The sequence below is a fragment of the Limnohabitans sp. Hippo3 genome, from assembly GCF_003063665.1.
Classification (GTDB): domain Bacteria; phylum Pseudomonadota; class Gammaproteobacteria; order Burkholderiales; family Burkholderiaceae_C; genus Limnohabitans_A.
The window spans coordinates 582,875-608,240 of sequence record NZ_NESF01000001.1 but is presented as its reverse complement, the minus strand read 5'-3'; the positions used below and the strand labels follow the sequence as shown (position 1 = coordinate 608,240).

Genomic DNA, 25,366 nt, shown 5'->3' with positions numbered 1-25,366 from the left:
TCAGTCGACCTTGGCACCGGAGTCCTTGACCACCGGGGCCCACTTGGCGATGTCTGCGCGGATCAGTTTGCCGAAGTCATCGGGTGTGCTGGGCGTGACGTTCAGGCCCTGGTCTTCAAGCTTCTTGCGCAGGTCTGGTGAATTGAGCGCTTTGTTGAGCTCGGCATTGGCCGTGCTCACCAAAGCGGCGGGCAGCTTGGCTGGGCCGAGCAGGCCGAACCAGGTCACGGCTTCAAAACCTTTGTAGCCGGATTCGGCGATGGTCGGGGTTTGCGGCAGGTCATCGGTGCGCTTGGCGGCGGTCACAGCCAGGGCGCGCAGCTTGCCGTTCTTGATGTGGCCGAGCAAGGTGGGCACAGAAGACATGTACAGCTGCACCTGGCCACCGATCACGTCGTTGATCCCTTGCGATGCGCCTTTGTAGGGAATGTGGGTGAGTTTGACACCGGCTTCGCGCTGGAACAGCTCGGTGGCCAGGTGGGCCACGGTGCCGTTGCCCGAGGTGGCGTAGTTGATGTGGCCGGGCTGCGCTTTAGCGGCCTTGATCACATCGGCCAGGGTCTTGAAGGGCGAGTCCATCGAAGTGACCAGCACCAGCGGGGCATTGCCGATCAGACCGATCGGGGTCAGGTCCTTGATGGGGTCGTAGGGCAGTTTGCTGTAGAGCGAGGGGTTGATCGCCAGGTTGCTGGTCTGACCGATCACCAAGCTGTAGCCGTCAGCCGTGGCCTTGGCCGCCGCATCTATGCCCAGGTTACCGCCCGAGCCGGGCTTGTTGTCGATGACGAAAGTCCACTTGGTGGTGGTGGCCATCTTTTGGGTCACATCGCGTGCCACGATGTCGGTGCCTCCGCCGGCGGGGAAGGGCACGATGGTCCGGATCGGTTTGCCAGGCCAGGCGTCTGCAAAGCTGAGCAGGGATGTGCAGCTGAGCAAAATGGCCAAGGCGGCTTGTCGGCGTTGGAGGGGGTGTTGCATTTAGGGATGTTTCCGCAGGTTGAAATTTTGAATGTGCGGAATTTAAATTTGCCTTTCATTAAATACAATGTACTTTCACAGAATGAAAGGTATTTCATGCCGCGACATGCTTCCAGAGCATCCGATGCCACTTTGCCCAAGTCCGTCGATGGCGGGGTCATCGCCGTCGCACGGGCCTTGCAAGTCATGGAGGCGTTTCGCATTGGTGAGCGGCAACTGCCGCTAGCCGAGTTGAGTCGCCGCACAGGCTTGCACAACACCACGGTGCTTCGTCTTGCCAGAACGCTGGCGCAATCGGACTTCATGGTGCAAAGTGAGGACGGGCAGTGGCGGCTGGGTCCTGCAGCAGGCTGGCTCGGGGCGCGTTACCAGGCCGGTTTTGACATCAACAATGTGGTCGAGCCAACGCTTCGGGCCCTGACCCAGGAGACTCGCGAGAGCGCTTCTTTTTATGTGCGCGAAGGGCAGGAACGGGCCTGCATTTCGCGAGTCGAAGGGCCGCAATCGGTGCGTCACCATGTGCGCATCGGCATGCGGCTGCCGTTGAATCTGGGGGCACCAGGGCGGGTGATCCTGGCTTTTTCTGGAGAGCCCGGCGGAATTTATGAAGACATCCGCCGCCGGGGTTACCACGTCTCGATGGGAGAGCGGGAGCCGCAGGTCTCGAGCGTCGCAGCGCCTGTCTTTGGTCTCAATTGGAAGTTGCTGGGGTCGATGTGCATTTCCGGGCCGACCTCGCGGCTGGATCAGGCCCAATTGGAGGCCTTTGCCCAGACCGTAATGGATGCGGCCAACCGGCTGTCTTATGCCCTGGCGGGTGCCCGGTCATCCGAGACACCCAAAGTGATCTCCACTTGGCATCCTTGAAGTCGATCTTGTTGGCAGGCTACCTGGTCTGGGCGCACTGAGCAGACCTACTCAGATGTGGAAAAAGGCCAGCACGCCGACACCCACACCGATGGCGCCTGCCCCGTACATGGCCCATTCGGTCCAGCGCTTTTTGCTCAGCAAGGCGATGGCGGCCAGCGCAATCGCAATCTGCAGCACGGTGGTGGCTTGCGCCCAGCGGTGGTGCTGGTGCATTTGTTCGTCTGACTTGTCATCCCAGACCTTGGCTTCGGCTTCGAGTTTTTCAGCGCCTACCTTGATCTCGGCTTTTTCGCCCTTGTAGCGCTTGATCTCGTCCTGGTAAAACTCTTTTTTGCCAGCTGGAGCTAGTTCTAGGGCCAGCTCGCTCAGGTTCTGCTTGCTGCTCTTGGCCTGGTAATAGTTCCACTGGTTGGACGCTTCGGTTTTTTTGATGGCAGCGTTGTTTTTGTAAAGGCCGGCATTGGCCTGTGTGGCCCCGCCCATGTAACCAAACAACGCGCCCACCGTGGCGATGATGGCGGTGAACATGGCGATGCTGTTGGTATGGCTGCCACCATGGCCTTGCGCGGCGTGCTCAAGTTCGTGGTCGTGCGGGCCATGCACGTGAAAGCCGTGTCCTGACATGGTGTGTCCTCAAATTGCGTGTTGGTAGCTTACAAAACTGAAATTCAAGCCATTGGCGGCCAGATGTGGTTCGCGTTGTATTTCACGCCAGCTTGCGCCCAATTTGGGCGCAAAGGCATCACCATCAAAGTCGGCGTGGATCTCAGTCACCATCGCTGTGCTGGCCAGCGGTTCAGCCTGGCGGTAGATCTCGGCACCGCCCATGATCCAGGCATCCGGTGCCTCGCCGCACAGGCGCATGGCGTCTTCGATGGAGGCCGCACGCAAGGCTCCTTCGGCCTGCCATTCAGGCTGTCGGGTGATGACGATGTTGAGACGCCCGGGCAGGGGGCGAAAGCGGGCGGGCAGTGAATCCCAGGTCTTGCGGCCCATGATGACCGGCTGGCCCAGCGTGACGCGCTTGAAGTGCGCCAGGTCTTCGGGCAGGTGCCAGGGCATCTGGTTGTCCTTGCCGATCACGCCGTTGCGGGCGCATGCATAAATCAGGTGCAGTTTCATCAGGCCGGGACTCAGACCGCCACGGGCGCCTTGATGGCGGGGTGGCACTCGTAGCCCACGACCTCGAAGTCCTCGAACTCGTAATCGAAGATCGAAGCGGGTTTACGCTTGATGTTCAAGGTGGGGTAGGCAAATGGCTGGCGGCTCAGCTGCAGCTCGACTTGCTCATGGTGATTGGCGTAGATGTGGCAATCCCCACCGGTCCAGATGAAGTCGCCCACATCCATGTCGCACTGCTGCGCGATCATGTGGGTGAGCAGGGCGTAACTGGCGATGTTGAAGGGCACACCCAAAAAGATGTCGGCGCTGCGCTGGTACAGCTGGCAGCTGAGTTTGGGCTTGTCGCCCGCCTTTTGGGGCGGCGCCACATAAAACTGAAAGAAGGCGTGGCAGGGCATCAGGGCCATCTGGTCCAGTTCGGCCACGTTCCAGGCGCTCACGATGATTCGGCGTGAGTCGGGGTTGTTTTTGAGCGTGTCCATGACCTGCTGGATCTGGTCGATGTGGCCACCGCCAGGGGTGGGCCAGCTGCGCCACTGCACGCCATAAACGGGGCCGAGCGAGCCATCTTCGCGCGCCCATTCGTCCCAGATGGTGCAGCCGCGTTCTTGCAGCCATTTCACATTGCTGTCGCCGCGCAAGAACCACAGCAGCTCCACGATGATGGCCCGCAAAAAGACCTTCTTGGTGGTGACCAGTGGAAAACCTTCGTTCAGGTCAAAGCGCATCTGGTGGCCAAAGACGCTGCGGGTGCCGGTGCCGGTGCGGTCACCTTTTTGCACGCCGGTCGTGTAGACGTGGCGCATGAAGTCTTCGTACTGGCTGCGTACGGGGCGGGCAAAGGTGCTCATGAGACCGAAGTTTACGCGAAGCGCCTTCCTGCAAGTCAAAAGGCTGTCTGACGTCGGATTTTGTATCCAAGAGGTCACTCCGAAAACTTGAGGCTTGGCAAGTGTAAAGAGCGCAAATAGTGAAAAGACAGTAAAAAAGCCTAAAGTTTTTCCAAAAGCTGTTTCGTTCACTTATCGTAGGCTTCAAAGCGGCAAGAAATTGCCGCTTCTAGTTGGGATGGAGGAGCCTTCATGCAAATCAGTACAAGCCAAAATGCCCTGACAGCTGTCAGGTCCCTGTACACAGCCAATACCGCTGCGGCAAAAGCTGCTGAGCGAATCAGCACCGGTTTTAGGATCAACAGTGCGTCGGATGATCCGGCTGGATTGGGGGTTGCCAATAAGCTTAAGATTCAGGTGGGATCGTTCTCAAAGGTGGTGGATAACCTCAGTCAGGGCGCGGGCATTGTTCAAGTGGTGGATGACTCGTTGTCGCAAATGGTGGATGCCCTGACATCTATGCGGGTCGCGGCCGTGGCATCTGAGGGCACCCTGTCTACAGCTAACAGGGCGATGTACCAGACGCAAATTGATGAATACTTGGATGCTCTAGACAGCGTATCTAACAATGCGGTATGGGATGGCGAGTCTCTCATGGGTAGTGCATCCACGAAGACCATACAAAGTGGCATCAACTCGGGTGACACTACAACTTTGAATCTGGAAAAAATAACCGTGTCTTCGCTGCTGTTGACCGGTTTGAGCGTAGCTAGCGAATCAGCTGCCACCACCACGGTGGGGTTGCTTGATGATGCCATCGATACGGTCACAGCGTACCAGTCTTACATCGGGGCGATGGAAAACGTGATGGTCATCCAGAGTAATGTGGCTACCAACAACATCACTAACTATTCGTCAGCTTATGGTCACATCATGAATGCTGATCTGGCGCAAGAAACGGCTAATTTGGCTTCGGCCCAGATTCAGCAGGATGCAGCCACAGCCATGCTCGCGCAATCCAATACCATGAACAAAGATCTGGTGGCCTATTTGCTACAGTCTGTTGCGTCCTGATTCATCGTACGCGGATGATGCGCCAGCCACGGTCCATTTTTCGGAAGGTGAATTTACGGTCCATGTTTCTGGATCGGATCATGTAGTAAGACAGAGCCCGAAGGCTTTGGGCTTGTTTGAATTCTGAGCAGAAAATGCTCTCGCCGATCTCGAGCGAAGACAGAGTTGATATGTGGGGATGTAATCGGATGCTGTCCAGCGGGACCTGCTCGATGATCATGATGGCGGCCTTTCCATGGGAGTAGACATGATCGGCACGGCGAAGAAAAACTTGAGTTTTTCGATGATTTCTCGCAGAAACTGGCTGTCAATGCCGCATGGGTAAAAGGTCCAGTCCTGATGCGTGTTTTCAGCCCAGCACGCGGCCGGGGTTGAGCAGGTTTTGCGGGTCCAGAGCCTGCTTGACGGCCCGCATCATGGCCAGCGCTGTCGGGTCTTTGTAGAGCGGCAGCTTGTTCACTTTTTGCTCGCCCACACCATGTTCGGCGCTGATCGAGCCGCCAAAGCGCTTGACCTGGTCGAACACCAGCGTGTTCACCCGGTCTTCGTATTGCCGCAAAAAGGCGGGGCCATCGGCTCCTTCGGGCGCTTGTACGTTGTAGTGCAGGTTGCCGTCGCCCAGGTGGCCAAAGTCGACCATCCGCACGCCAGGCACTTCACGCGCCAGCAGGGCGTCGGTCTCGGCCACAAAGTCCGGGATGCGGGAAACCGGGATGCTGATGTCGTGCTTGATGTTCAGGCCTTCGGTGGCCTGGGCCAGGGTGATGCTTTCACGGATGTACCACAGCCCCTTCGCTTGCGTGAGGTTTTCTGCAACCACGGCGTCTGTCACGCAGCCTTGTTCCAGGGCGGCTTCGAGCAGGCCCTCAAACTGGCTGCGCGCGTGCGCTTCGTTTTCACTGTCGGAGTTTTCGAGTAGCACACACCAAGGGGTGTCCTGCCACAGCGGCACGCGCAATTGGGGGTAGTGTTTGTCGACCAGGCCCAGCGCAAACTGGTTCATGACCTCGAAGCCCGTGAGGCCGGGCCCCAGACGCTGGTGCGCCAGGACCAGCAGTTGCACGGCCGCTTCCATGCTGGGCACGGCGGCCCAGGCGGTCAGCTGTGCGGCGGGCTGTGGATAGAGCTTCATCGTGGCGGCTGTGATGATGCCCAGCGTGCCTTCGCTGCCGATCATCAGGTTGCGCAGGTCATAACCCGTGTTGTCCTTGCGCAGGCCGCTCAGGCCGTTCCAGACTTCACCTTGCGCGGTGACGACTTCCAGACCCAGGCAAAGCTCGCGGGTGTTGCCGTAGCGCACGACTTGCGTGCCGCCTGCGTTGGTGCCCAGGTTGCCGCCAATGGTGCAGCTGCCCTCGGCGCCCAGGCTCAAGGGGAACAGAAAACCTGCAGCCTCGGCCGCGGCCTGCAGGTTTTGCAGCACGCAACCGGCTTCCACGGTGATGGTGAGGTTGGCCGGGTCGATGGCGCGCACGGCGTTCATGCGGGTCATGCTCAGCACGATCTGGGTGCCCGAGCCGTTGGGCACGCCGCCCACCACCAGCCCGGTGTTGCCGCCTTGCGGCACGATGGGCGTGTTGGCTGCTGCACAGGCCTTGACCACCGCCGCCACTTCGGCGGTGTTGCCTGGGCGCACCACGGCCAAGGCACGGCCTTTGACGCGTTTTCGCCAGTCCTGCTCCCAGGGGCTCAGGTCGGTGGCCGGGTCGTCGTGGGTCAAGACGTGGGCGTTACCGCAAATCTGACGCAGTTGGGCGATCAGTTCGGGGTGAGCGTGGGGCAAAGTGGTCATGGGCAACTGGTGGCTGACGGTGTCAATGAGCGAGGGGGCCGGCTTCAGTCGCGGGGCACGGGCACAAAATTACCCGTGGCTTTGGCAGCTTTGAAGCGGATGCGCACGTGCAAGGCGCAGGCTATGAACAAGGTGGTGCACAGCAAAGTTTGCAGTCCTGCCAGGGCATTGGAGGGCCAGGCATCGCCCCAGGCCCGCACCACGCCCTCGATGAAGTACAGCCACACCAGCATGCTGACCCAGCGGTAGGTGTACATGCGGTTTTTGAGCAGGCCGGCCAGCGGAATGCACAGCGGCAGCACTTTGATGGCCCACCAGGAGCCACCCGGACGCAAGGGCGCGAGCCAAAGCTCCCAGGCCAGACCCAAGAGGATGAGGCCCAGCAAGCTGCCCACGGCCATCCAGCGGGTGAAATCGACGCCAGCGGGGTTATTTTCGGTGTTGGTGTTCATTGCGGTGGCATCATACCGGGCATGCCTTCTCCCTTGTCCAAGTCTTCTTTGAGCGCCCAAGCCACCCTTTGGTGGCAGGAATTGTCGGTTTTTCCATGGCGCCAGATGGCGGGTGTGCTGGCCGAACGCTTTCGCGAGGCCCGTTTGGGCGTGAGCGCCAGCTCGCTCACCTTCACCACCGTGCTGGCTTTGGTGCCGCTGTTTGCCGTGGGTTTGGCGGTGTTTGCCGCGTTTCCGGTGTTTGGCAAGTTCCAGGACACGATCCAGCGTTGGCTGATCGAGAGCCTGGTGCCCGAGAGCATCGCCCGCCAGGTACTCAGTTACCTGACCCAGTTTTCCCGCAAGGCCAGCCGTTTGGGCTCGGCGGGTTTGGTCGCGGTGCTGTTGTCTGCGGTATTTTTGATGGTGACGATCGAGCGCACTTTGGGGCAAATCTGGGGCTTGCGGCGTCAACGCCCTTTGCCGCAGCGGGTGCTGCTGTATTGGTCTGCCATCACGCTGGGGCCTTTGTTTTTGGGGGCCAGTCTGGCGATCACGTCTTATGTGGTGACGGCTTCGCGTGACGTGGTGGATGTGCTGCCAGGCTCGGTCCGCTGGTTGCTCGACAGTTTTGAGTTTGTGCTGCTCACGGCCTGCGTGAGTGGTTTGTATTTTTATGTGCCCTACACCCGGGTGCGCTGGCGGCATGCCATCACCGCCGGATTTCTGGTCGCGGGTGCCCTGGAGTTGGCCAAAAAGCTGATGGCGCTGTACCTGCTTCAGGTGCCCACGTATTCCCTGATTTATGGCGCTTTTGCTGCGTTGCCGATTTTGCTGGTCTGGATTTATGTGACCTGGCTGCTGGTTTTGCTGGGGGCTGTGCTGGCTTCCAGCCTGCCCCACTTGGGCCGGCAAGAGTGGCGCAAGCCCGAGGGGGCGGGTTGGGGCTTTCGCCTGGCGTTGGAGATTGTGGCCGAGTTGAACGCTGCCAAGGGGTCTGTCCAGCGGGGTTGGAGCACCGATGACCTGGCGGTGCGTTTGCGTGTGGAGATCAGCGAACTGCGTCAGGTGCTGGACGTTTTGCAAAGCCTCGATTGGGTGGGGCGCCTGACCGAGCAGAACGACCAGGGACAAGCCCGGCAAGTCCTGCTGATCGACCCCACCCAGGTCAGCGTGGCCCCGCTGGCGGACCGTTTGCTGGTTTTGCGAGGCCCTGGGGTCGATCCAGTCTGGACGCATACGGGACTGGATCAGATCCGTGTGGCGCAGCTCTTGCGCGTACCGGCCGCCTGAGGTCATCCTGACCTTTCCTTCATACCAGGCTCGGCCGGGTACCCATCGACACCGAAGGCATAGACCCCCGATCAGGTCGGGGGTGACGAGGTTTTTGTCATACCCGGCTTGACCGGGTATCCATCCTGGCCGAAGGCTGAGACCTTAAAAACTCACACGCCCGCGCCACATGTCGCGGTACATCACCCAGTCGCCCATGAAGCTGTAAAGCGGGCGCTTGAAGCTGGCGGGCTTGTTCTTCTCGAATACAAAATGCCCGATCCAGGCGCAGCCGTAGCCACACAGCAAACCATACAAAAAGTACTGCGGCTTGCCGGTGATGGCCAGCATGGCCAGGCACACCAGCGACAAGCTGCTGCCCACAAAGTGCATGCGACGGCAGGTGCGGTGGCTGTGCTCGCTCAAATAGAACGGGTAAAACTCGGCAAAACTGGCATGGTGGACGGTTTCGGTCATGGCGGTGTCTCCGGGCTGTGTTCAGCGGGTTTGAAAGGGGGCGCTCAAAAAGCCGCGGAACCGGGCACGGCCAGCACGCACTGGGGTCTGGGTCAGCCGGTAATTGGGAAAACGCTGCAAAAAGCGCCCGATGGCGATGCGGCCTTCGAGCCGCGCCAGGCTCAGGCCCGCGCACTGGTGCACCCCAAAGCCAAAAGCCAGGTGCTTGTTGCCGGTGCGGCGCAGGTTCAGTTGTTCGGGGTTCTCGTACACCGCCGGGTCGCGGTTGGCCGCGCCAATGCACAGGGTGACCAAAGCGCCTGCGGGCAGATCCACGCCGTTGATCTGCGTGGCTTGTAGGGCGCGGCGGTTGCCCAGCTGGTTGGACGATTCAAAGCGCAAAAACTCGTCCACCGCCCGGCCCAGAATCTGTTCGCGTTCTTCGTCGCTGGCCGCCAGTTTCAGGTCTGCCTTGAGTTGTTCGCGCTGCTCGGGCCACTCTTGCAAGGTGATGAGGGCGTTGCCGATCAGGTTGGTGGTCGTCTCGTGTCCGGCATTGAGCAGGAACACACAGTTTTGCAGCAGCTCGACTTCGCTCAGGGCGTCGCCATTTGCTTCACCTTGGATCAGCCGGGTCAGCACATCGTGCTCCGGGTCGCCCGGTTGTTGACGACGTTTGGCAACCAACTCGCGCAGATAAGCCAGGAAGTCGGTCACGCTGCGGTTGCCCAGCGCTTCCTGTTCGGGCGTGAGGGCGGGCTCCAGCGCCCCCAAAATCGCCAGCGACCAGCCGCGCAGGGGCTCGCGGTCGGCGTGCGGCACGTCCAGCAGGTTGCCGATGATCTCGACCGGAATGGCCGAAGCAAAGTCTTCGATCAGGTCGCCGCCGCCTTGCGCCTCGATCTTGCCCAGCAGGCTGTCGACCAGCTGCACCAGGCCAGGCTCCATGGCTTCAATGGCGCGGCGGGTGAGGGCGCCCATGATCAGGCGGCGCACCCGGGTGTGCAGGGGCGGGTCGTTGAAGACCAGGCTGTTCGTGTGGTGCTCGAACAGCGGGGCCACACCGCCGGGCGTGGTGTAAGGCGGCTGGTTGAATGGCGCGTGGTTGTATTTGGGGCCGAACTCGACCTGCTTGTCGGAGCTGAAGACCTTGGCATCCCGGTACACCGCGACCAGATCGGCATGGCGTGTGAGGAAGTACGAGCCGTCGGGCATGCGCTTGAAGGGCTCGGCTTCGCGCAGTGCGGCGTAGACCGGGTAGGGGTTGTCCAGAAAATCGCGCGGCAGGGCGCGCAGGTCCAGCGTTTGGGCAATCTCTTGCGCCCTGTTCGCTGACAGGGGTGGGGTGATGTGGGAAATCAGTGTGCTCATGGCTTCAAAAAAGCCTTGAGCGCCTGCAGCACCCCTTCAGGCGCTTCGGTCATCAGCGAATGGCCTGCGGTCAGTTTCACCACCTTGGGTTGCGTGCACAGCTCAATCAGGCTTTGCGCGGCCTTGGGCGGCGTCATCTGGTCGGCGTTGCCGAGCACAAACAGGGTCGGGCAGCTCACACGGGGCATGGCCGCTTCGGCGCCACTGTAGCTGTCGCAGGCCTTGAAGCCGGTATGGAACACATTGACCTGCGTGTTGCTGGCCAGCACCCGGCGCATCAGCGCCTTGCTGCCGCCGTACAGCCAGGTGCCGGGGCCCAGCGCTGATGGAGGCGGGGCCAGCGTGGAGTGCGAGAAGCTGTTGACCATGTCAATCGCCTTGAACGGGGCATTGACCGACAGGTCGAGCAAGGCGGGCGAGACGCGCATGGGGTAGGCCGTGCCCACCATGACCAGGTGGCTCACGCGGCCGGGATGGGCCGCCGAATCACGGGCAGCCGCTTCCAGGGCGATGAGCGAGCCAAAGCTGTGGCCGATCAGCGCGGCCTTGTCAATCTTCAGCGCATCCAGCAGCGCGATGATGGTGTCGGCCGCTTCTTCCACGCTTTGCGGCGGCGGGCCTTCGCTTTTGCAGTGCCCGGGCAGGTCGATGGCCAACACGTTCCAGCCGTGGTGCGCCATGTAGCGGGTTTGCAAGATCCAGACGCTGTGGTCGTTGAGCACGCCGTGGATGAACACGGCGGTGGGTTGGGCGGGGTTGAAGGGCTTGCCGCCTGTGTAGGCGTAGAGCTTGTGGGTGGGCAGTGGAATGAGCATGGTGGTGGGGTGTTTCACTGGTCCGGGATCAGGCGCTTGCCCATGCTGACGACCTGGTCGTCGCAGTAACCCAGAGATTGGTAAAAAGCCAGCACTTGGGCGTTGCTGGCACGCACTTGCAGGTTGATTTTGGGGCAACCCAAAGCGAGCAACAGGGCTTCGCCGTCCTGCATCAAGGCCTTGGCATGGCCTTGCCTTTGGTGATCGGGTGAAACCGCCAGGTAGTTGACCCAGCCGCGATGGCCTTCATAGCCAAACATGGCGCTGGCCATCAATCGCCCCTGCACCTCGCCCACCAGAAACAGATCGGGGCGCACTTGCAGCTTGCGGGCGATGTCTTTGTGCGGGTCGTTCCAGGGCCGTGTCAGATCGCAGGCTTGCCACAGGGCGACCACGGCCGCTTCGTCGGAAGTCTGGTAGGCGCGGATGTGCATGGCGATTAGGCCTTTTCTGCAGCTTTGAGTGCCTTTTTCAGGTCGTCGATCAGGTCGGCCGGGTCTTCCAGGCCGATCGACAGGCGGATGGTGCCGGGACCGATGCCGCCTGCGGCCAGGGCTTCGTCCGTCATGCGGAAGTGCGTGGTGCTGGCCGGGTGGATCACCAGACTGCGGCAGTCGCCCACATTGGCCAGGTGGCTGAAAACCTTGAGGGTTTCGATGAACTTTTGGCCTTGGGCGCGGGACCCTCGGATGTCGAAGCTGAACACCGAGCCCGCGCCGCGTGGCAGGAGTTTTTGCGCCAGCGCGTGTGAGGTGTGGCTCTCCAGCAGGGGGTGGCCCACGCGGCTGACCAATGGGTGCGCCGCGAGAAATTCGACCACTTTGGCCGTGTTCTCCATGTGGCGGGCCATGCGCAGCGGCAGGGTCTCGATGCCTTGCAGAATCAGCCACGCGGTGTGCGGGCTCATGCAGGCACCAAAGTCGCGCAGGCCCTCGCGCCGGGCGCGCAGCAAGAAGGCACCCACGGTGCTCTCTTCGCTGAAGACCATGTTGTGAAAGCCTTCATAGGCTTGACTCAGCTCGGCAAATTTGCCCGATTTGTCCCAGTCAAAGCTGCCGCCATCGACCACCACGCCGCCCACCACCGTGCCGTGGCCCGACAGAAACTTGGTGGCCGAGTGGTAGACCAGATCGGCTCCGTGGTCAAAGGGCTTGATCAGCCAGGGTGAGGTGAGGGTGGAGTCCACCAGCAGTGGCACGCCCGCTTCGTGCGCGATGGCGCTCACGGCCTCGATGTCCAGCACGTCCATGCCGGGGTTGCCCACGGTTTCGCCAAAAAAGAGTTTGGTGTCGGGCTGCACCGCAGCCCGCCAGGCGTCCAGGTCGCCAGGTTTGACAAAAGTGGTTCGGATGCCAAAGCGGCTCAGGGTGTAGTGCAGCAGGTTGTGTGAGCCGCCGTACAAAGCGCTCGACGCCACGATGTGCGAGCCTGCGCCCATCAGCGTGGCAATGGCCAGGTGCAAAGCGGCCTGACCGCTCGATGTGGTGATGGCGCCTATGCCGCCTTCGAGTGCCGAGATGCGCTGCTCCAGCACCGCGTTGGTGGGGTTGCTGATGCGGCTGTAGACGTGGCCCGGGCGCTCCAGGTTGAACAGGGCGGCGGCCTGGTCCGAAGACTCGAACACGAATGAGGTCGTCAGGTGGATGGGCACGGCCCGTGCACCCGTGCTGGGGTCGGGTGCGGCACCCGCGTGCAGGGCCAAAGTGTCAAAACCGGGATCGCTGTATCCAGCCATGGTTGTCTCCGAAAAAAGAAAGCATAAGGCAAGTTTGAGGCCTTACCCTGTGGGGCATTGTGGGCTATATTGACAACCAATCCGATTCGAATCATCCCTCAGGAGACACACCATGCAAGTCAGCGACATCCTCCGCGTCAAGGGCGGCACTTTGTTCACCGTGCAGCCCGATGAACCCCTGTCCCGTGCCATGACCGATATGGCCGAAAAAGACATCGGTTCCCTGGTTGTGATGGCCCAAGGCCAGTTGGTGGGCATGCTGACCTTTCGCGAGGTGATTCAGCAAATTGTGAAAAACGGGGGGCAGGTTGGGAGCACCATGGTGCGTGAAGCCATGGAGTCCAAGCCGCTGACCTGCGCGGGCAGCACCGACATTGACGAGGTGCGCCGCATGATGCTGGAGCATCATGCCCGCTACATGCCCGTCATGGACGGCCCCATGTTGATGGGCGTCATCAGTTTTTATGATGTGGCCAAGGCCGTGGTGGACAGTCAGAACTTTGAAAACACCATGCTCAAGGCGTACATCCGGGATTGGCCCGCAGACTCACCTGCACAAGCCGATCACGCCAAACCTTGAGAGCCGGCGCACCACGCATGGCCGCTCTGGGATAATCAGCCCCTATGAGCGGCAATACCTTTGGACATCTCTTTTCCGTCACCAACTTTGGTGAATCCCACGGCCCGGCCATTGGCTGCGTGATCGATGGCTGCCCCCCGGGTATGCCGCTGAGCGAGGCTGACATCCAGCCCGACCTGGACCGACGCCGCCCCGGCACCAGCAAATTCGTCACCCAGCGCAACGAGCCCGATGCGGTGCAGATTCTCTCGGGCGTTTACCAGGGCCTGACGACCGGCACCCCGATCTGCCTGCTGATCAACAACACCGACCAGCGCAGCAAGGACTATGGCGACATCCTGCAGACCTTCCGCCCGGGCCATGCCGACTACACCTACTGGCGCAAATACGGCCTGCGCGACCCACGCGGCGGCGGCCGCTCGTCGGCGCGCCTGACCGCGCCCATGGTGGCCGCAGGCGCGGTGGCCAAAAAGTGGCTGAAGGAAAAATTCGGCACCACCTTTGTCGGCTGCATGACCCAGATTGGTGATGTGCCAATCGGCTTTGAGAGCTGGGAGCATGTGCCGAACAACCCGTTTTTTGCCCCGGTGGCCGATGTGTCGGCGCTTGAAGACTACATGAACGCGCTGCGCAAGTCGGGCGATTCGTGCGGTGCCCGCTTGCGCGTGGTCGCGCGGGGTGTGCCCGTGGGCCTGGGCCAGCCGTTGTTTGACAAGATCGACGCCGACATTGCGTACGCCATGATGGGCATCAACGCGGTCAAGGGCGTGGAAATCGGTGCGGGTTTTGGCTGCGTCACGCAAAAGGGCAGCACCGCTGGCGACGCGCTCACGCAGGCTGGTTTTGTGGGCAACAACGCGGGCGGGGTGCTCGGCGGCATCAGCACGGGGCAAGATATCGAGGTGTCGATTGCCGTGAAGCCCACCAGCTCGATTTTGATTGCGCGCGACTCGATTGACTCAGCAGGCCAGCCCACCGAGGTCATCACCAAAGGCCGCCACGACCCGTGCGTGGGTATCCGCGCCACGCCGATCGCCGAAGCCATGCTGGCGCTGGTGGTCATGGAGCATGCCCTGCAGCACCGTGCCCAATGCGGGGATGTCGAACACGATTTGCCCCCTATCCCAGCGGGCAAGCCCTGATGCCTTGGCATGAGGGTGCGTGCCCCTTTGTGGGAGCGAGTCCCCGCTCGCGAATGGTTGAGATGCCGCGGTATGCAAAGATTCGGCCGCAGGGGCAGCCTCCCACTGGGCATTGGAGCTTCCATGTCTGAGCGCCGTCAGCTCCTGCCTTTTGCCGCGTTGTCGGCCAGTTATTTCGCCCACATCGGGTTTTTCAACCCCTACTTGCCGCTGTGGCTGCAAGACATGGGGCTGAGCCTCTTGACCATCAGTGTGCTCACTGCCGTGCAGGCCACCACCCGATTGTTTGCGCCCTATGCCTGGGGGGCTTTGAGTGACCGCACGGGCGAGCGCGTGAAGCTGCTGCGCATTGGCGCAGGTGTGGCTTTTGCGGCCGCTTGTCTGTTGTTTCTGGATTGGGGTCCGGTGGGGCTGGGCTTGGTCTTGTTGCTCATGTTCACCCACACCAGTTCCATGATGCCCATGAGCGAAGCGGCCATGGCGCACCTCGTGAGTCAAGGCGGCGCTTTCGACACCAAGCGTTACGGGCGGGTTCGCCTGTGGGGCTCCATGGGTTTTCTGGTCACGGTCTTTGCGGCAGGCGCCTGGTTCGAGGCCTTTGGCATGCAGCATTTTCCCGGCTGGACCGTGTTCAGTCTGGCCGCTGTGTTGCTGAGTGTGTGGTGGCTGCCGGACCTCAAGGAGTCCAGCCACCACTCGGCTGTGCATGAGCCCGTGTGGCCCGTGCTGCGGCAAAAGTCGGTGCAGTGGTTTCTGGCTTCCACTTTTTTTCATGTGCTGTCACACATCGGCATTTATGTGTTTTTCTCGCTCTACCTCGATTCACTGGGGTACAGCAAAACCATGATCGGCGTGCTCTGGGCCGTGTCGGTGGCGGTGGAAATCGTGTGGTTTTTTTCCCAGTCGCGCTGGTTGCCGTGCATGCCGCTGACGGCTTGGCTGGTGGTGTGTTCGGCGGTCATGGCCTTGCGCATGGTCTTCACGGCCTCGTGGGCCGATGTGCTCTGGGTGTTGCTGTTGGCGCAAGCCCTGCACGCGGTGACCTTTGCGACCCACCACACGGTGTGCATCGCCCTGATTTCTCACCATTTCCCTGGGCGTTTGCGGGGCCGAGGACAGGCCCTTTACACCGTCGTGGCCTATGGCTTTCCCGGGGTGATTGGGGCCTTGCTGGGCGGAGTCATCAGCGAGCGCTGGGGCTTGCAAAGCGTGTTCGTGGTCAGTGCCCTGACCAGCGTGGTGGCCACGGCTGCGGCCTACAGGGTCTGGCGTTTGCAGCATCCACCAGCGTCCCGGTGATGGCATGTCCCCTGATGTGAGCATGAAGGAGATCATGAACGCTGCTGTTTTGCCCGATTTTTTGACGCGCGATTTGCGCCAGGCCTTGGCTGATGCCCAGCGCCTGGAAACGCATTGGCAAGGTGCCCGCATGGTGTGGCACGGCTGGGGGGCGGCCCATCGGCCTTCGGTGGTTTTGTTGCATGGCGGCAGCGGCAGCTGGACGCACTGGGTGCACAACATCGACCCCCTGCGCGATGCAGGCTGGCGCGTGCTGGTGCCCGATTTGCCCGGCTTTGGCGACTCCGATTTGCCCAGCGGCTGCACCGATGTGGACGCTTTGCCAGCACATCTGCACGCAGGTTTTCAGCAGTTGCAGCAATCGGGTCAGTGCGCAGACGAAGTCAGCGTGGTGGGTTTTTCGTTCGGGGGCATGGCCGGGGCTTTGTGGCTGGCCGAACATGCGCAAGACGCCCAGCGCCTGGTGCTGGTCGGCGCTCCCGGCATGGGCCTGACGGTGCCCGAGCGCATCCCGCTCAAGGGCTGGCGGCATTTGCCCACCCCCGAAGCCCAAGAAGTGGTGCACCGCCACAACCTGATGGCGCTCATGCTGCAGAACCCGAACAGCCTGGACGACTTGGCCCTCAGCCTGCACGCAGCCAACGTGGCGCGTGACCGCATGCCGCGCAGGCGCATGTCTTCCACCGACATCGTGGCCCAAACCCTGCCCCAATTGCAGGTGCCCGTCAGCGCCATTTATGGTGAACACGACGCCCTGTACAAAGGACGCTTGCCCGAGTTGCAGGTCGCCATGCAGCGCCAGGCAGCCCATTGGGGTCAGTGGCACACCGTGGCCGGGGCGGGGCATTGGGTGCAGTACGAGGCGGCGCAGACGTTCAACGCGGCCTTGCTGGAAATTCTGGGGGCTTGATTTGCCGCCCCTGTCAGGGCTGGGCTTTTGTGTGGGGTCAACGGCGGACAAGTGTTGTCCGGTGGACAATGAAGCCTTGCTGAAAGTCCATCATGACCACCACATTGAAAATCGATTTCGTTTCTGACATTGCCTGCCCCTGGTGCGCCGTGGGCCTGGGTGCTCTGGAAAAAGCCCTGGAGCGCCTGGACGGCGAGGTGCAGGCCGACCTGCATTTCCAGCCCTTTGAGCTGAACCCGCACATGCCCCCCGGCGGGCAGGACTTGGGCGAACACCTGACCGAAAAATACGGCTCCACGGCTGAGCAGCAGGCGCAAATTCGCCAGACCATTGCCGCCCGTGGGGCCGAGGTGGGTTTTGAGTTTCACCCGGGCGGTCGCGGGCGGGTTTACAACACTTTCGACGCGCACCGCTTGCTGCACTGGGCCGAGGGCCAAGGCGCGGGAGCGCAACACGCCCTGAAAAAAGCCTTTTTGCAGGCCTACCAGGGGCGCGCCGAGTGCATGGAAGACCCGGAGGTTTTGCTCGCGGGCGTGGCCGAAGCGGGACTGGATGTGGCCGCCGCACGTGAGGTGCTCAGCAGCGACGCGCACACCGCCGAGGTGCGCGAGCGCCAGCAGTTCTACACGCAGGCGGGCATCCGCTCGGTGCCTGCGGTCATCATCAACGACAGGCATTTGATATCGGGCGGCCAGCCGGTCGAGGTGTTCGAGCAGGCACTGCGCCGCATCGCTTCGGGCGAAGTGTCTTGAGGCGCAGTGGATGACACCTAGCGCTCGCGTTTCGGCTGGTGTGCTGCGCCGCACGGCCCTGGCCCGTTTGGGGGCGACCTTGGTCGCGCCATGGCTGGCCAGCACATCTGGCTTGGCTGGGACGCAGTCCGCACAGCCTGCGACGCGGGCGCAGTTGTTGGCCGTTTGGCGGCAAAGCGGCGGTGTGCTGTTGATTCGCCACGCCGCCACCGAGTCGGGGATTGGCGATCCGCCGGGTTTTGTGATCGGTCAGTGCCGCACGCAGCGCAACCTGAGCGAGGCGGGGCGTCAAGCCTCGCGCGCCTTCGGCGCTTGGCTGCAAGCGCAGAACTTCAAGCCCGACGCGGTGCGCAGCAGTCAGTGGTGCCGCTGTCAGGACACGGCGCGGCTGGCTTTTGGCACTTACGAAGACTGGCCCGCGCTCAACAGCACCTTTGCCGGGCAGGGCGATCCGGCTGCTCAGCAGCAGGCTTTGCGCGAGCGCTTGCAGGCGCTGCCGGCTGGGCGCACCGAGGTGTGGGTCACGCACCAGGTCATCATGACCGGCTTGACCGGGGCCTACCCGGGCCTGGGCGAAGGTTTTGTGGTGGACCGCCAAGGCCGCTTGGTGGCCCGTGGAGACCTGGCCGCATGAGCACGCTGCACCGCTTGACGGTTTACTTTGACGGCTCTTGCCCCTTGTGCCGCCGCGAAATCGCGATCTACCGCCGCCTGCCGCAGGCGACGAGTGTCGATTGGGTGGATGTGAGCGCCGGGACCGATTTGGGCGCGCTCAGTTGTGCGCAGGCCATGGCGCGTTTCCATGTGCGCGACCGCGAGGGGCGCTTGTTCAGCGGCGCGGCGGCGTTTTCGCAGATGTGGCGGCTGTTTCCGGGCTGGCGTTGGTTGGGCTGGTTGTCGGCCTGGCCACCGATGTCGTGGGTGTTCGAGGGGGCTTACCGTTTGTTTTTGCCGCTGCGCCCGCGCCTGCAACAGTGGGTGCGGCGCTGGGTGGGCGAGGAGAAAGTGTCATGAAGCTGCGGGGCGTTTCTGTTGTGCTGCTGGCCAGCTTGACCACGCTGGGCGGGCCTGTGGCGCAAGCCCAAACGGGTCAAGCCATGGCTGAAAAAGTGCCTGACAAAGTGGTTTTGGGCGACTGGGCCATTGACCGCACTGAAGTCACCATCGGCCAGTTTGAGCGCTATGTGCGTGCCACCGGCACGGTGACCCGCGCTGAAAAAGAGGGCGGTGGTTTTGAATACGGCGCAGGTTGGGAGCGCCGCCCCGGTTGGTCCTGGCGCAGGCCCGATGGCGTGCCCGCCAGCCCGGATTTGCCCGCTGTGCACCTGGACTTTGCCGAGGCGCAGGCCTACTGCCGCCGGGCCGGGGGGCGCTTGCCCACCGGGGCCGAGTGGCAAACAGCGGGCTTCACCGAGCTGCGCGATGCGCCGCCTGCGCCCTGGGTCAAGGGCCGCACCTACCCCTGGACCACGGGCGACAGCCCGCAAGGCGCCAACACCAGTGATGCCGACCCGTGGCCCAGGGCCGCGCCCGCCGGGGCCACGCGCCAGGGGGTGAATGGCCTGTACGACATGGGCGCCAATGTGTGGGAGTGGACCACCGACGCCCGGGGCGCTGAGCGGCGCACCGTCGGCGGCTCCTGGTGGTACGGCGCGTTCAACATGAAGGCCGATGTGCAAGCCTTCAAACCGGCCGACTTTTATGCGGTCTACATTGGCTTTCGCTGTGCCTACGACCTCAAGCCGCCAAGCGCCAACCCGAGCAAGGCCCGGCCATGATGCATTCCCTGCCAGAGGGCTACCGCGCCTTGGTGATCGGTGCCAGTGGTGCCATTGGCAGCGCCTTGCTGCAGCAGCTGCAACACGATCCGCGCTGCGCCTTGGCGCTGGGGGTGTCACGCCAAACCTCGCCGGGGCTGGATCTGCTGAATGAAGCGAGCATCGCCGCTTGTGCGCAAGCGTTGGCCGCGCAGGGGCCATTCCATCTGGTGCTGGACGCCACGGGGGCACTCACGGTGAACGGGCGCGGCCCTGAAAAACGCCTGGACGAGCTGGACGCGGCGCATTTGCTGGCGGCGCTGCAGCTCAACGCCGTGGGGCCGGGCCTGCTGCTCAAACACTTTGTGCCTTTGCTGGCACCCGGTCAGCGCGTGATTTGGGGCAAGCTGTCGGCTCGGGTGGGCAGCATCGAAGACAACCGCAGAGGCGGCTGGTACGGCTACCGCGCGGCCAAGGCGGCGCTGAACATGCTGCTGCAAACGGCGACGATCGAAGTCGCCCGCCGCAGGCCGCTGGCGGTGGTGGCCGCCTTGCAGCCGGGCACGGTGCAGTCGGCGCTCAGCCAGCCTTTTGTGGGGGGCGATGCGATGCGGCCTGAAGATGCTGCCCAGCGTTTGCTGAATGTGCTGGACGGCTTGCAGCCCATAGGGCGTGCGCAGTTTATGGACCATCAGGGCCAGCACATCCCTTGGTGATGAAGCAAAGCAAAGGGCTTTGATCAGCCCAGCGCTTTGGCGATTTTGTGGCGCGGCACTGTCGGTTTGGGGCACTGGCCTTTGGGCAGCTCAAACCACTGGCGCACATCGGCCTCCACCCCCACGCCGTGCATGAAGTTGTAGATGGCTTTTTTCAGGCCCTGGCCCAGCAGGTCATGGTTCACGCCGGGCGGCATGGGCGTCGGGTCGACAAAGCCCACGTCGTTTTTGGCAAATGTGCCCTCGGGCAGAGGCAAAAGTGTCACGCCGTAAGCGTCGGGATTCAGGCCCACGGGCGAATGCACCGTGCAGACAAAACGGTGGAAAAAGCCGCTGTGGATGCAGCCGTTTTCAAACAACTGGCGCACGTATTCGAGCGCGTCCACCGTGTCTTGCACGGTCTGCGTGGGAAAGCCGTACATCAAATAGGCGTGCACCAGCACGCCTGCATCGGCAAAGCCTTTGGTCACTTGCGCTACCTGCTCGACCGAGACGCCTTTTTTCATCAGGGCCAGCAAGCGGTCTGACGCGACTTCCAGCCCACCCGACATGGCGATGCAGCCGCTTTGCGCCAGCAGTTCGCACAGCTCGGGGGTAAAGGTCTTCTCAAAGCGGATGTTGCCCCACCACGAGATTTGCACGCCCCGGCGCAGGATTTCCTCAGCCAGAGCCTTGAGCGCTTTGGGCGGTGCCGCTTCGTCCACAAAGTGAAAGCCGGTCTGGCCCGTCTCGGCCACGATCTGCTCGATGCGGTCGACTAGGGTGCTGGCCTGCGCGGTCTCGTAGCGGCTGATGTAGTCCAGGCTCACGTCGCAAAAGCTGCATTTTTTCCAGTAGCAGCCGTGCGCCACGGTGAGCTTGTTCCAGCGCCCGTCGCTCCAAAGCCGGTTCATCGGGTTGAGCATGTCCAGCAGCGACAAATATTGGTGCAGCGGCAGGCCGTCCCAAGTGGCCGTGCCCACCTCTTCAAACGGGATGTCGGGCTCTTGCATATTGATGTACTGCACCTGGCCTGCGTCGTTACGGACGAAGGTGCGCTGCAGGCGCTGCGCGCTGCGTTGGCCCTGCAGGTGCTCGATCAGGCTCAGCAGTGGGCGTTCGCCGCCGTCGAGTGTCACGAAATCTACATGGTCGAACACCCGGGCGTCTTTCAGCTCGCGCAGCTCGGTGTTCACAAAGCCACCGCCCAAGCCAATGCGGATGTGCGGGTGCGAGCGCTTGATGCATTGGGCGATGCGAAACGCCGCATACACCGAGCCGGGGAAGGGCACCGACAGCAGCACCAATTGCGGCTGATGCCGCTCAATGGCTTGAAAGGCCAGGCGCTCCAGCGTGCTGTCGATCAAATTGGGGGGCTCGGCCAGGGCTTCGGCCAGCGCGTCAAAGCTGGGCTGGCTGGCGGCCAGGCGCTCGGCGTAGCGCACGAATTCAAAGCCTTCGTCCACGGCGTCGCGCAGCACATCGGCCAGGTCGTTCAAATACAGCGTGGCCAGGTGCCGGGCGCGGTCGGTCTGACCCAAAGCACCAAAGGCCCAGCCGATCGGGTCCCCTGTTCCGTCGTCGTCATAGGCGTCGAGCGCCGCAAAGCGCGGGCCTTCGGGTAAAAAGCCCCGGCCTGCAATGCGGTGGCTGAGCGTGCTGTCGCGCCCTTGCAAAAAGGCGATCACCGGGTCGATGCTGACGGCGTAATCGTTGAAATGGTCGAGGAAGAAATTCACCGGGCCTGAGCGCTCTTCGACAGGCAAGGCCAGCGCTGCGTCGCGCAGGGCCGTGAGCCCTGGTTTGTTCAGCAAGGCCAGCACGGTGGCCAGGGCCAAGTCTTCTTGCACCGCATCAAACCCCCGCGACCGCAAAAAACCCGTCAGGTAGGCCGTGGACGGGTAGGGCGTGTTCAGCTGTGTCATCGGCGGGATGAGGCTGAGCACTTTGAACGGGGTGGGGCTGGGCATCAGGCGAACAGTTATCGAATGGGTGGGGGGATTATCGACTGGCCACGCCCCTTGCTGCATTCTGCCGCAGGGGCGTCCTCGCACGGGATGCGGGGCTTGCAGGGGGTTAACATCCAGCAGCTTATAAGTCGTCAATCTCTTTCCAATGATTTCCGCGCCCGAAGCGCCCCAAAACGCTGCTGTCTCCCTGTCTGCCTTGATGGTTAAGCCGGGCGATCAAGCCCCGCTCACGCCCGCCCAGCAGCGCTTCAACGCCTTGCTGGCCCGCATCGAGCAGCTCTCAGGCCAGATCGGGCGGCTGGAGGCTTGGTCAGATCGGCACCGGTATGCCCACATCCAGGCCTTGCGCGAGTCGGTGCAGCTGGCGCAGGCCCATCGTAAAAGCCTGCTGCTCTTTGTGCATGAGCGCCTGCAAACGGCAGACTTCACCGACAGACAGCAGCGCATGGCCCGGGGACTGGTGCGCGGTTTGATCGACCAATTGGCCGCCAGCGCTGACCCGCAAGTGCAGGCCCTGGCCGATTTGTATGTGAGCGATGAGGACACCCAGGAAGCAGCCCAAGAGCAGGCCGAGGCGGCGCAGCGCCTGCGCGGGCGCATCGAAGAAGCGCTGGGTCAGCCGATTCAAAATCCCAGCCATTACCAGACACCCGAAGAGATGATGCAAGCGGGCATCCGCCAGTGGCAGCGTCAACAAGAGGCCGATGAGCAGCGCAAGGCGGCCAAGCGTGCGGCCAAAAAAGCACACAAACAAGCCCAAAAGAAAAGCGCGGCCGCCGAAAAAGGCGAGGTGCCGCCCGCCGTGCTGCGCGAGGCCGATGCCAAAAGCGCCATCCGCACGGTGTTTCGGCAACTGGCCAGCGCCTTGCACCCGGACCGTGAGCCCGACGAGCAAGAGCGCCTGCGCAAAACCGCGCGGATGAGCGAGGTCAATGCCGCCTATGAAAAAAATGAGCTGAGCACCTTGCTGCGCCTGCAAATGCAGGTGACGCAGATCAACCCGCAAAACGCCACCCGCATGGCCGATGCCCAGCTCATCGCCATGGCTTCACTGTTGAAGGAACAGGTCACCGCGCTGGAGGACGATCTGGACGCTTTGCAAAGCCGCTTGAGCCGCGAGCTGTGCGTGTCGGTGCGGGCCGATGTGGACGAGGCGGCGATGACGCAAGTCCTGCAGCGCATCCAGGCCGACCAACGGCACAACGCCGACAGCCTGGCAGCCGATTTGCGACGGATTCAGAACGATGCCGAACTCAAGCGCTGGCTCAAAGAGCAGTGGCAGCTGGCCAAAGAGCAGGTGCAGTCGTCCAGCGACTTTTGATTTGGGCGCGTGGTCTTTGTAGGTCGGCTCCTCCAGGTCCGACATCGTCGGTGTGCTGCCGCCTTTTGAAAATGTCGTTTAGCGAAAAAATCAAGGGTCGGACCGTAAAGGCCCGACCTACAGGGTTTTGTTCAAAGCCACTTTTGCATGAAGCTGGCCTGACCCGCAGCGGGGTCCAGCGCATAGGGCTCAAAGCCGAAGCCGAGGTAACTCTTTAAAGCCCGCGCATTGCCGGTCAGCACTTCCAGCGTGAGCTTGCAGCTGCCACGCGCCCGCGCATGCTGCTCGGCAGCGGCCAGCAAAGACTGGCCTACCCCTGCACCCCGGTGCCCGGGCAGCACGGCGATGTCGTGGATGTTCATCAGGGGCTGCGCCTTGAAGGTCGAATAGCCCTCGATGCAGTTGACCAGGCCCACAGGCGCATCGTCCAGCCAGGCGATGAAGCTGGCTGCATCGCTGCGTGCAGCCAGGTCATCGCACAAGCGATCTTTCACATCCTGCGTCAGTCCTTCGCCCCCGCCCATCGGGTCTTGGGCGTAGGCGTCCAGCAGCATCACCAGGGCATGGCGGTGGACCGGGTTTTGGTAATCGACGGGCAGGATGTGAAGCGGCATGGTCAGGCAGTGGCGGGGGTCATGAAGGAGCGCACATTGTCCTTCATGGCCGCCATCACATGCCCTGCCAGCTGGTGCGCCGTGATGGCGGACAAGGTCCAGCCCAGGTGGCCGTGGCCGGTGTTGTAGAACACATTGGCCTTTTTGCCTGCGCCCACGCGCGGCAGCATGTTGGGCATCATGGGGCGCAGACCGGCCCAAGGTTCGACGCGGCGGGTGTCCACACCGGGGAAGCATTCGTTGACCCAGTTGACCAGCGGCTTGATGCGGTCGGCGCGGATGTCCAGGTCGATGCCGTTGAACTCGGCCGTGCCCGCGACGCGGAAACGGTCTGCGCCCAGGCGACTGGTCACCAGCTTGGTTTCGTCGTCGAGCAGGCTGACCTGCGGCGCAGCAGCCTGGCTGGCGGCGTCGTTCAGGCCCACGGTGATCGAGTAGCCTTTGACGGGGTAAATGTTCAGGCGGTCGCCCAGTTGGGCGGCCAAGCGGCGGCCGTGCACACCTGCGCAAATGACGATGCCGTCGAAGCTCAGGGTCTCGGTTTGGCCCGCGTGCTGCACTTGCACGGTGGCGGTTTGGCCGTTCGAGGCGACATTCAGCACCTGGTGTTCGGTCAGGATCTTCACGCCCAGGCGCTCGCAGGCCTTGGCCAGGCCAAACGTGAACTTGTGGATGTCGCCTGTCGAGTCGCTCTCGGTGAAGTAGCCGCCGTAGTACTGGCCTTGCAGGGTCGGCTCGATGGCTTTCATTTCGTCGGGGGTGACGGCGCGGCGGGGCAGGCCGCCTTGGGCCAGCAGCTTGGAGACTTGGCCTGCGTGGTCAAAGCCTTTTTTGTCGCGGTAGATGTGCAAGATGCCTTCGCGCTTGTGGTCAAAGTCGATGCCTTCGGCCTTGGCCCAGGCGAAGTGGTGCTCGCGCGACTCGATGGCCAGCTTGGCCGTGGCGATGGTGTTGTCCTTGTACTTGGGAATAGCGGCCACGAACTCGGCCATCCAGCTGAGTTTGTGCCAGGTGGGTGCGGGGTTCATCAGGAGCGGCGCGTCGCTCTTGAGCATCCACTTGAGGCCTTTGATGATCGTGGACGGGTGTGTCCAGACTTCGGCGTTGGAGGCCGACAACTGCCCGCCGTTGGCGTAGGACGTTTCCATGCCAGGGTAGCGGTTTTTCTCGATCAGGGTGACCTGGATGCCTTGCTGGGCCAGGGCGTAGGCGGAGGTGATGCCGGTAATGCCGCCACCAATGATGGCCATGTGCTTTTTCATGAAGCTTCTCTCGTTTCAACGTCTCAAACGGATGGACACGCTGCGCACCGGATGTGCGCGGCATGACCCCCTCTGTTTGAAACCTGAGAGATTCACCTCGTATGAGGCTTGCTCCTGCGGTGGACCCCGGTGACGAACCGGGGGCGCTCTTCAGAGTGTGTGGCCCCGCATCTGATGATGGGGCCTGTCTGCATCGGTCCTTTTGCCTGAGAGTTTCCGGGGCGGTTGCTCCTTCGGCGCTGTCTGTTTTGGACAGTCTCTCCCGATGCGGGAGTTGGATCTTAACGTTGTTGTGCTGTTTTGTGTTGGCTTTGGGTT

At 62.3% G+C, this 25,366-nt stretch carries 27 protein-coding genes and 2 riboswitches; of the genes, 13 read left to right on the top strand and 14 right to left on the bottom strand.

What is annotated here, in order from left to right; genetic code table 11:
• Positions 1-978, bottom strand: a complete 978-nt coding sequence (locus tag B9Z34_RS02860) for a tripartite tricarboxylate transporter substrate binding protein (protein ID WP_108426574.1) — start codon at positions 976-978, stop codon at positions 1-3.
• Between the two features lie 96 nt (positions 979-1,074).
• On the opposite strand from B9Z34_RS02860, the gene B9Z34_RS02855 reads away from it, so the two are divergent.
• Positions 1,075-1,845: an IclR family transcriptional regulator gene (locus tag B9Z34_RS02855; protein ID WP_108426573.1), complete on the top strand. Its 771-nt coding sequence runs from the start codon at positions 1,075-1,077 to the stop codon at positions 1,843-1,845.
• A gap of 51 nt (positions 1,846-1,896) precedes the next feature.
• Here the strand turns inward: B9Z34_RS02855 and B9Z34_RS02850 are convergent, their stop codons facing one another.
• The 3 genes from B9Z34_RS02850 to B9Z34_RS02840 are packed head-to-tail and all read right to left on the bottom strand — an operon-like array spanning position 1,897 to position 3,821.
• Complete coding sequence (locus B9Z34_RS02850) at positions 1,897-2,472, bottom strand: DUF4337 domain-containing protein (protein ID WP_108426572.1); 576 nt, start codon at positions 2,470-2,472, stop codon at positions 1,897-1,899.
• A gap of 9 nt (positions 2,473-2,481) precedes the next feature.
• Positions 2,482-2,970 (bottom strand): dihydrofolate reductase, encoded by a 489-nt coding sequence (locus B9Z34_RS02845; protein WP_108426571.1) that lies wholly within the window; start codon positions 2,968-2,970, stop codon positions 2,482-2,484.
• An 11-nt stretch (positions 2,971-2,981) separates the two neighbouring features.
• Positions 2,982-3,821, bottom strand: coding sequence for a thymidylate synthase (locus B9Z34_RS02840; protein WP_108426570.1), 840 nt, complete (start codon positions 3,819-3,821; stop codon positions 2,982-2,984).
• A gap of 231 nt (positions 3,822-4,052) precedes the next feature.
• Here B9Z34_RS02840 and B9Z34_RS02835 point away from each other — a divergent pair, with 231 nt between their 5' ends.
• Positions 4,053-4,874, top strand: coding sequence for a flagellin (locus tag B9Z34_RS02835; RefSeq protein WP_108426569.1), 822 nt, complete (start codon positions 4,053-4,055; stop codon positions 4,872-4,874).
• Positions 4,875-5,223: 349 nt separating this feature from the next.
• On the opposite strand, the gene B9Z34_RS02825 is transcribed toward B9Z34_RS02835, so the two are convergent.
• A complete protein-coding gene (locus B9Z34_RS02825) occupies positions 5,224-6,666 on the bottom strand; it encodes an FAD-binding oxidoreductase (RefSeq protein WP_108426567.1) in 1,443 nt (480 codons plus the stop codon).
• Positions 6,667-6,710: 44 nt separating this feature from the next.
• Positions 6,711-7,118, bottom strand: a complete 408-nt coding sequence (locus B9Z34_RS02820) for a DUF2069 domain-containing protein (protein ID WP_108426566.1) — start codon at positions 7,116-7,118, stop codon at positions 6,711-6,713.
• Between the two features lie 21 nt (positions 7,119-7,139).
• Between B9Z34_RS02820 and B9Z34_RS02815 the strand changes: the two genes are divergently transcribed.
• Positions 7,140-8,390 carry a YihY family inner membrane protein gene (locus B9Z34_RS02815; protein WP_108426565.1) on the top strand — a complete coding sequence of 417 codons (1,251 nt, stop codon included), beginning with the start codon at positions 7,140-7,142 and terminating at the stop codon, positions 8,388-8,390.
• 144 nt (positions 8,391-8,534) lie between these two features.
• On the opposite strand, the gene B9Z34_RS02810 is transcribed toward B9Z34_RS02815, so the two are convergent.
• Genes B9Z34_RS02810 through B9Z34_RS02790 form a run of 5 tightly spaced genes read right to left on the bottom strand, consistent with a single transcriptional unit; the run spans position 8,535 to position 12,746 of the window.
• Positions 8,535-8,846, bottom strand: a complete 312-nt coding sequence (locus tag B9Z34_RS02810; protein WP_108426564.1) for a DUF962 domain-containing protein — start codon at positions 8,844-8,846, stop codon at positions 8,535-8,537.
• 21 nt (positions 8,847-8,867) lie between these two features.
• Complete coding sequence (locus B9Z34_RS02805) at positions 8,868-10,196, bottom strand: cytochrome P450 (RefSeq protein ID WP_108426563.1); 1,329 nt, start codon at positions 10,194-10,196, stop codon at positions 8,868-8,870.
• Positions 10,193-11,011: an alpha/beta fold hydrolase gene (locus tag B9Z34_RS02800; RefSeq protein ID WP_108426873.1), complete on the bottom strand. Its 819-nt coding sequence runs from the start codon at positions 11,009-11,011 to the stop codon at positions 10,193-10,195. The genes B9Z34_RS02805 and B9Z34_RS02800 overlap by 4 nt, the downstream gene beginning before the upstream one ends.
• Before the next feature lie 14 nt (positions 11,012-11,025).
• Positions 11,026-11,445 (bottom strand): GNAT family acetyltransferase, encoded by a 420-nt coding sequence (locus tag B9Z34_RS02795; RefSeq protein WP_108426562.1) that lies wholly within the window; start codon positions 11,443-11,445, stop codon positions 11,026-11,028.
• A gap of 5 nt (positions 11,446-11,450) precedes the next feature.
• On the bottom strand, positions 11,451-12,746 hold the full coding sequence (locus tag B9Z34_RS02790; protein ID WP_108426561.1) for an O-acetylhomoserine aminocarboxypropyltransferase: 1,296 nt from the start codon (positions 12,744-12,746) through the stop codon (positions 11,451-11,453).
• Between the two features lie 112 nt (positions 12,747-12,858).
• On the opposite strand from B9Z34_RS02790, the gene B9Z34_RS02785 reads away from it, so the two are divergent.
• The 9 genes from B9Z34_RS02785 (at position 12,859) to B9Z34_RS02745 (ending at position 19,902) form a co-directional block, all read left to right on the top strand.
• Positions 12,859-13,326 (top strand): CBS domain-containing protein, encoded by a 468-nt coding sequence (locus tag B9Z34_RS02785; RefSeq protein WP_108426560.1) that lies wholly within the window; start codon positions 12,859-12,861, stop codon positions 13,324-13,326.
• A 44-nt stretch (positions 13,327-13,370) separates the two neighbouring features.
• Positions 13,371-14,468 carry a chorismate synthase gene (aroC, locus tag B9Z34_RS02780; protein WP_108426559.1) on the top strand — a complete coding sequence of 366 codons (1,098 nt, stop codon included), beginning with the start codon at positions 13,371-13,373 and terminating at the stop codon, positions 14,466-14,468.
• 123 nt (positions 14,469-14,591) lie between these two features.
• Positions 14,592-15,767 carry an MFS transporter gene (locus B9Z34_RS02775; RefSeq protein ID WP_108426558.1) on the top strand — a complete coding sequence of 392 codons (1,176 nt, stop codon included), beginning with the start codon at positions 14,592-14,594 and terminating at the stop codon, positions 15,765-15,767.
• A gap of 34 nt (positions 15,768-15,801) precedes the next feature.
• Positions 15,802-16,677, top strand: a complete 876-nt coding sequence (locus B9Z34_RS02770) for an alpha/beta fold hydrolase (RefSeq protein WP_108426872.1) — start codon at positions 15,802-15,804, stop codon at positions 16,675-16,677.
• Between the two features lie 92 nt (positions 16,678-16,769).
• A complete protein-coding gene (locus B9Z34_RS02765) occupies positions 16,770-17,429 on the top strand; it encodes a DsbA family oxidoreductase (RefSeq protein ID WP_108426557.1) in 660 nt (219 codons plus the stop codon).
• Positions 17,430-17,439: 10 nt separating this feature from the next.
• Positions 17,440-18,063 carry a histidine phosphatase family protein gene (locus B9Z34_RS02760; RefSeq protein ID WP_108426556.1) on the top strand — a complete coding sequence of 208 codons (624 nt, stop codon included), beginning with the start codon at positions 17,440-17,442 and terminating at the stop codon, positions 18,061-18,063.
• Positions 18,060-18,443, top strand: a complete 384-nt coding sequence (locus tag B9Z34_RS02755) for a thiol-disulfide oxidoreductase DCC family protein (RefSeq protein WP_108426555.1) — start codon at positions 18,060-18,062, stop codon at positions 18,441-18,443. The genes B9Z34_RS02760 and B9Z34_RS02755 overlap by 4 nt, the downstream gene beginning before the upstream one ends.
• The gene (locus B9Z34_RS02750; protein WP_108426554.1) at positions 18,440-19,207 is read left to right on the top strand and encodes a formylglycine-generating enzyme family protein; all 768 of its coding nucleotides are present in this window, start codon (positions 18,440-18,442) and stop codon (positions 19,205-19,207) included. The genes B9Z34_RS02755 and B9Z34_RS02750 overlap by 4 nt, the downstream gene beginning before the upstream one ends.
• Entirely contained in the window at positions 19,207-19,902 is a 696-nt protein-coding gene (locus tag B9Z34_RS02745) for an SDR family NAD(P)-dependent oxidoreductase (protein WP_108426871.1), read from the top strand. The genes B9Z34_RS02750 and B9Z34_RS02745 overlap by 1 nt, the downstream gene beginning before the upstream one ends.
• Before the next feature lie 23 nt (positions 19,903-19,925).
• Here B9Z34_RS02745 and B9Z34_RS02740 read toward each other — a convergent pair whose 3' ends face one another.
• The gene (locus B9Z34_RS02740) at positions 19,926-21,851 is read right to left on the bottom strand and encodes a radical SAM protein (RefSeq protein WP_108426553.1); all 1,926 of its coding nucleotides are present in this window, start codon (positions 21,849-21,851) and stop codon (positions 19,926-19,928) included.
• A gap of 145 nt (positions 21,852-21,996) precedes the next feature.
• On the opposite strand from B9Z34_RS02740, the gene B9Z34_RS02735 reads away from it, so the two are divergent.
• Positions 21,997-23,172 carry a J domain-containing protein gene (locus B9Z34_RS02735; protein WP_108426552.1) on the top strand — a complete coding sequence of 392 codons (1,176 nt, stop codon included), beginning with the start codon at positions 21,997-21,999 and terminating at the stop codon, positions 23,170-23,172.
• Positions 23,173-23,303: 131 nt separating this feature from the next.
• On the opposite strand, the gene B9Z34_RS02730 is transcribed toward B9Z34_RS02735, so the two are convergent.
• Both B9Z34_RS02730 and B9Z34_RS02725 read right to left on the bottom strand, forming a co-directional pair.
• Complete coding sequence (locus tag B9Z34_RS02730; protein WP_108426551.1) at positions 23,304-23,786, bottom strand: GNAT family N-acetyltransferase; 483 nt, start codon at positions 23,784-23,786, stop codon at positions 23,304-23,306.
• 2 nt (positions 23,787-23,788) lie between these two features.
• Positions 23,789-25,048 (bottom strand): D-amino acid dehydrogenase, encoded by a 1,260-nt coding sequence (locus B9Z34_RS02725; RefSeq protein WP_108426550.1) that lies wholly within the window; start codon positions 25,046-25,048, stop codon positions 23,789-23,791.
• A gap of 62 nt (positions 25,049-25,110) precedes the next feature.
• Positions 25,111-25,212, bottom strand: a riboswitch (glycine riboswitch).
• A 20-nt stretch (positions 25,213-25,232) separates the two neighbouring features.
• Positions 25,233-25,323, bottom strand: a riboswitch (glycine riboswitch).
• Between the last annotated feature and the right edge of the window lie 43 nt (positions 25,324-25,366).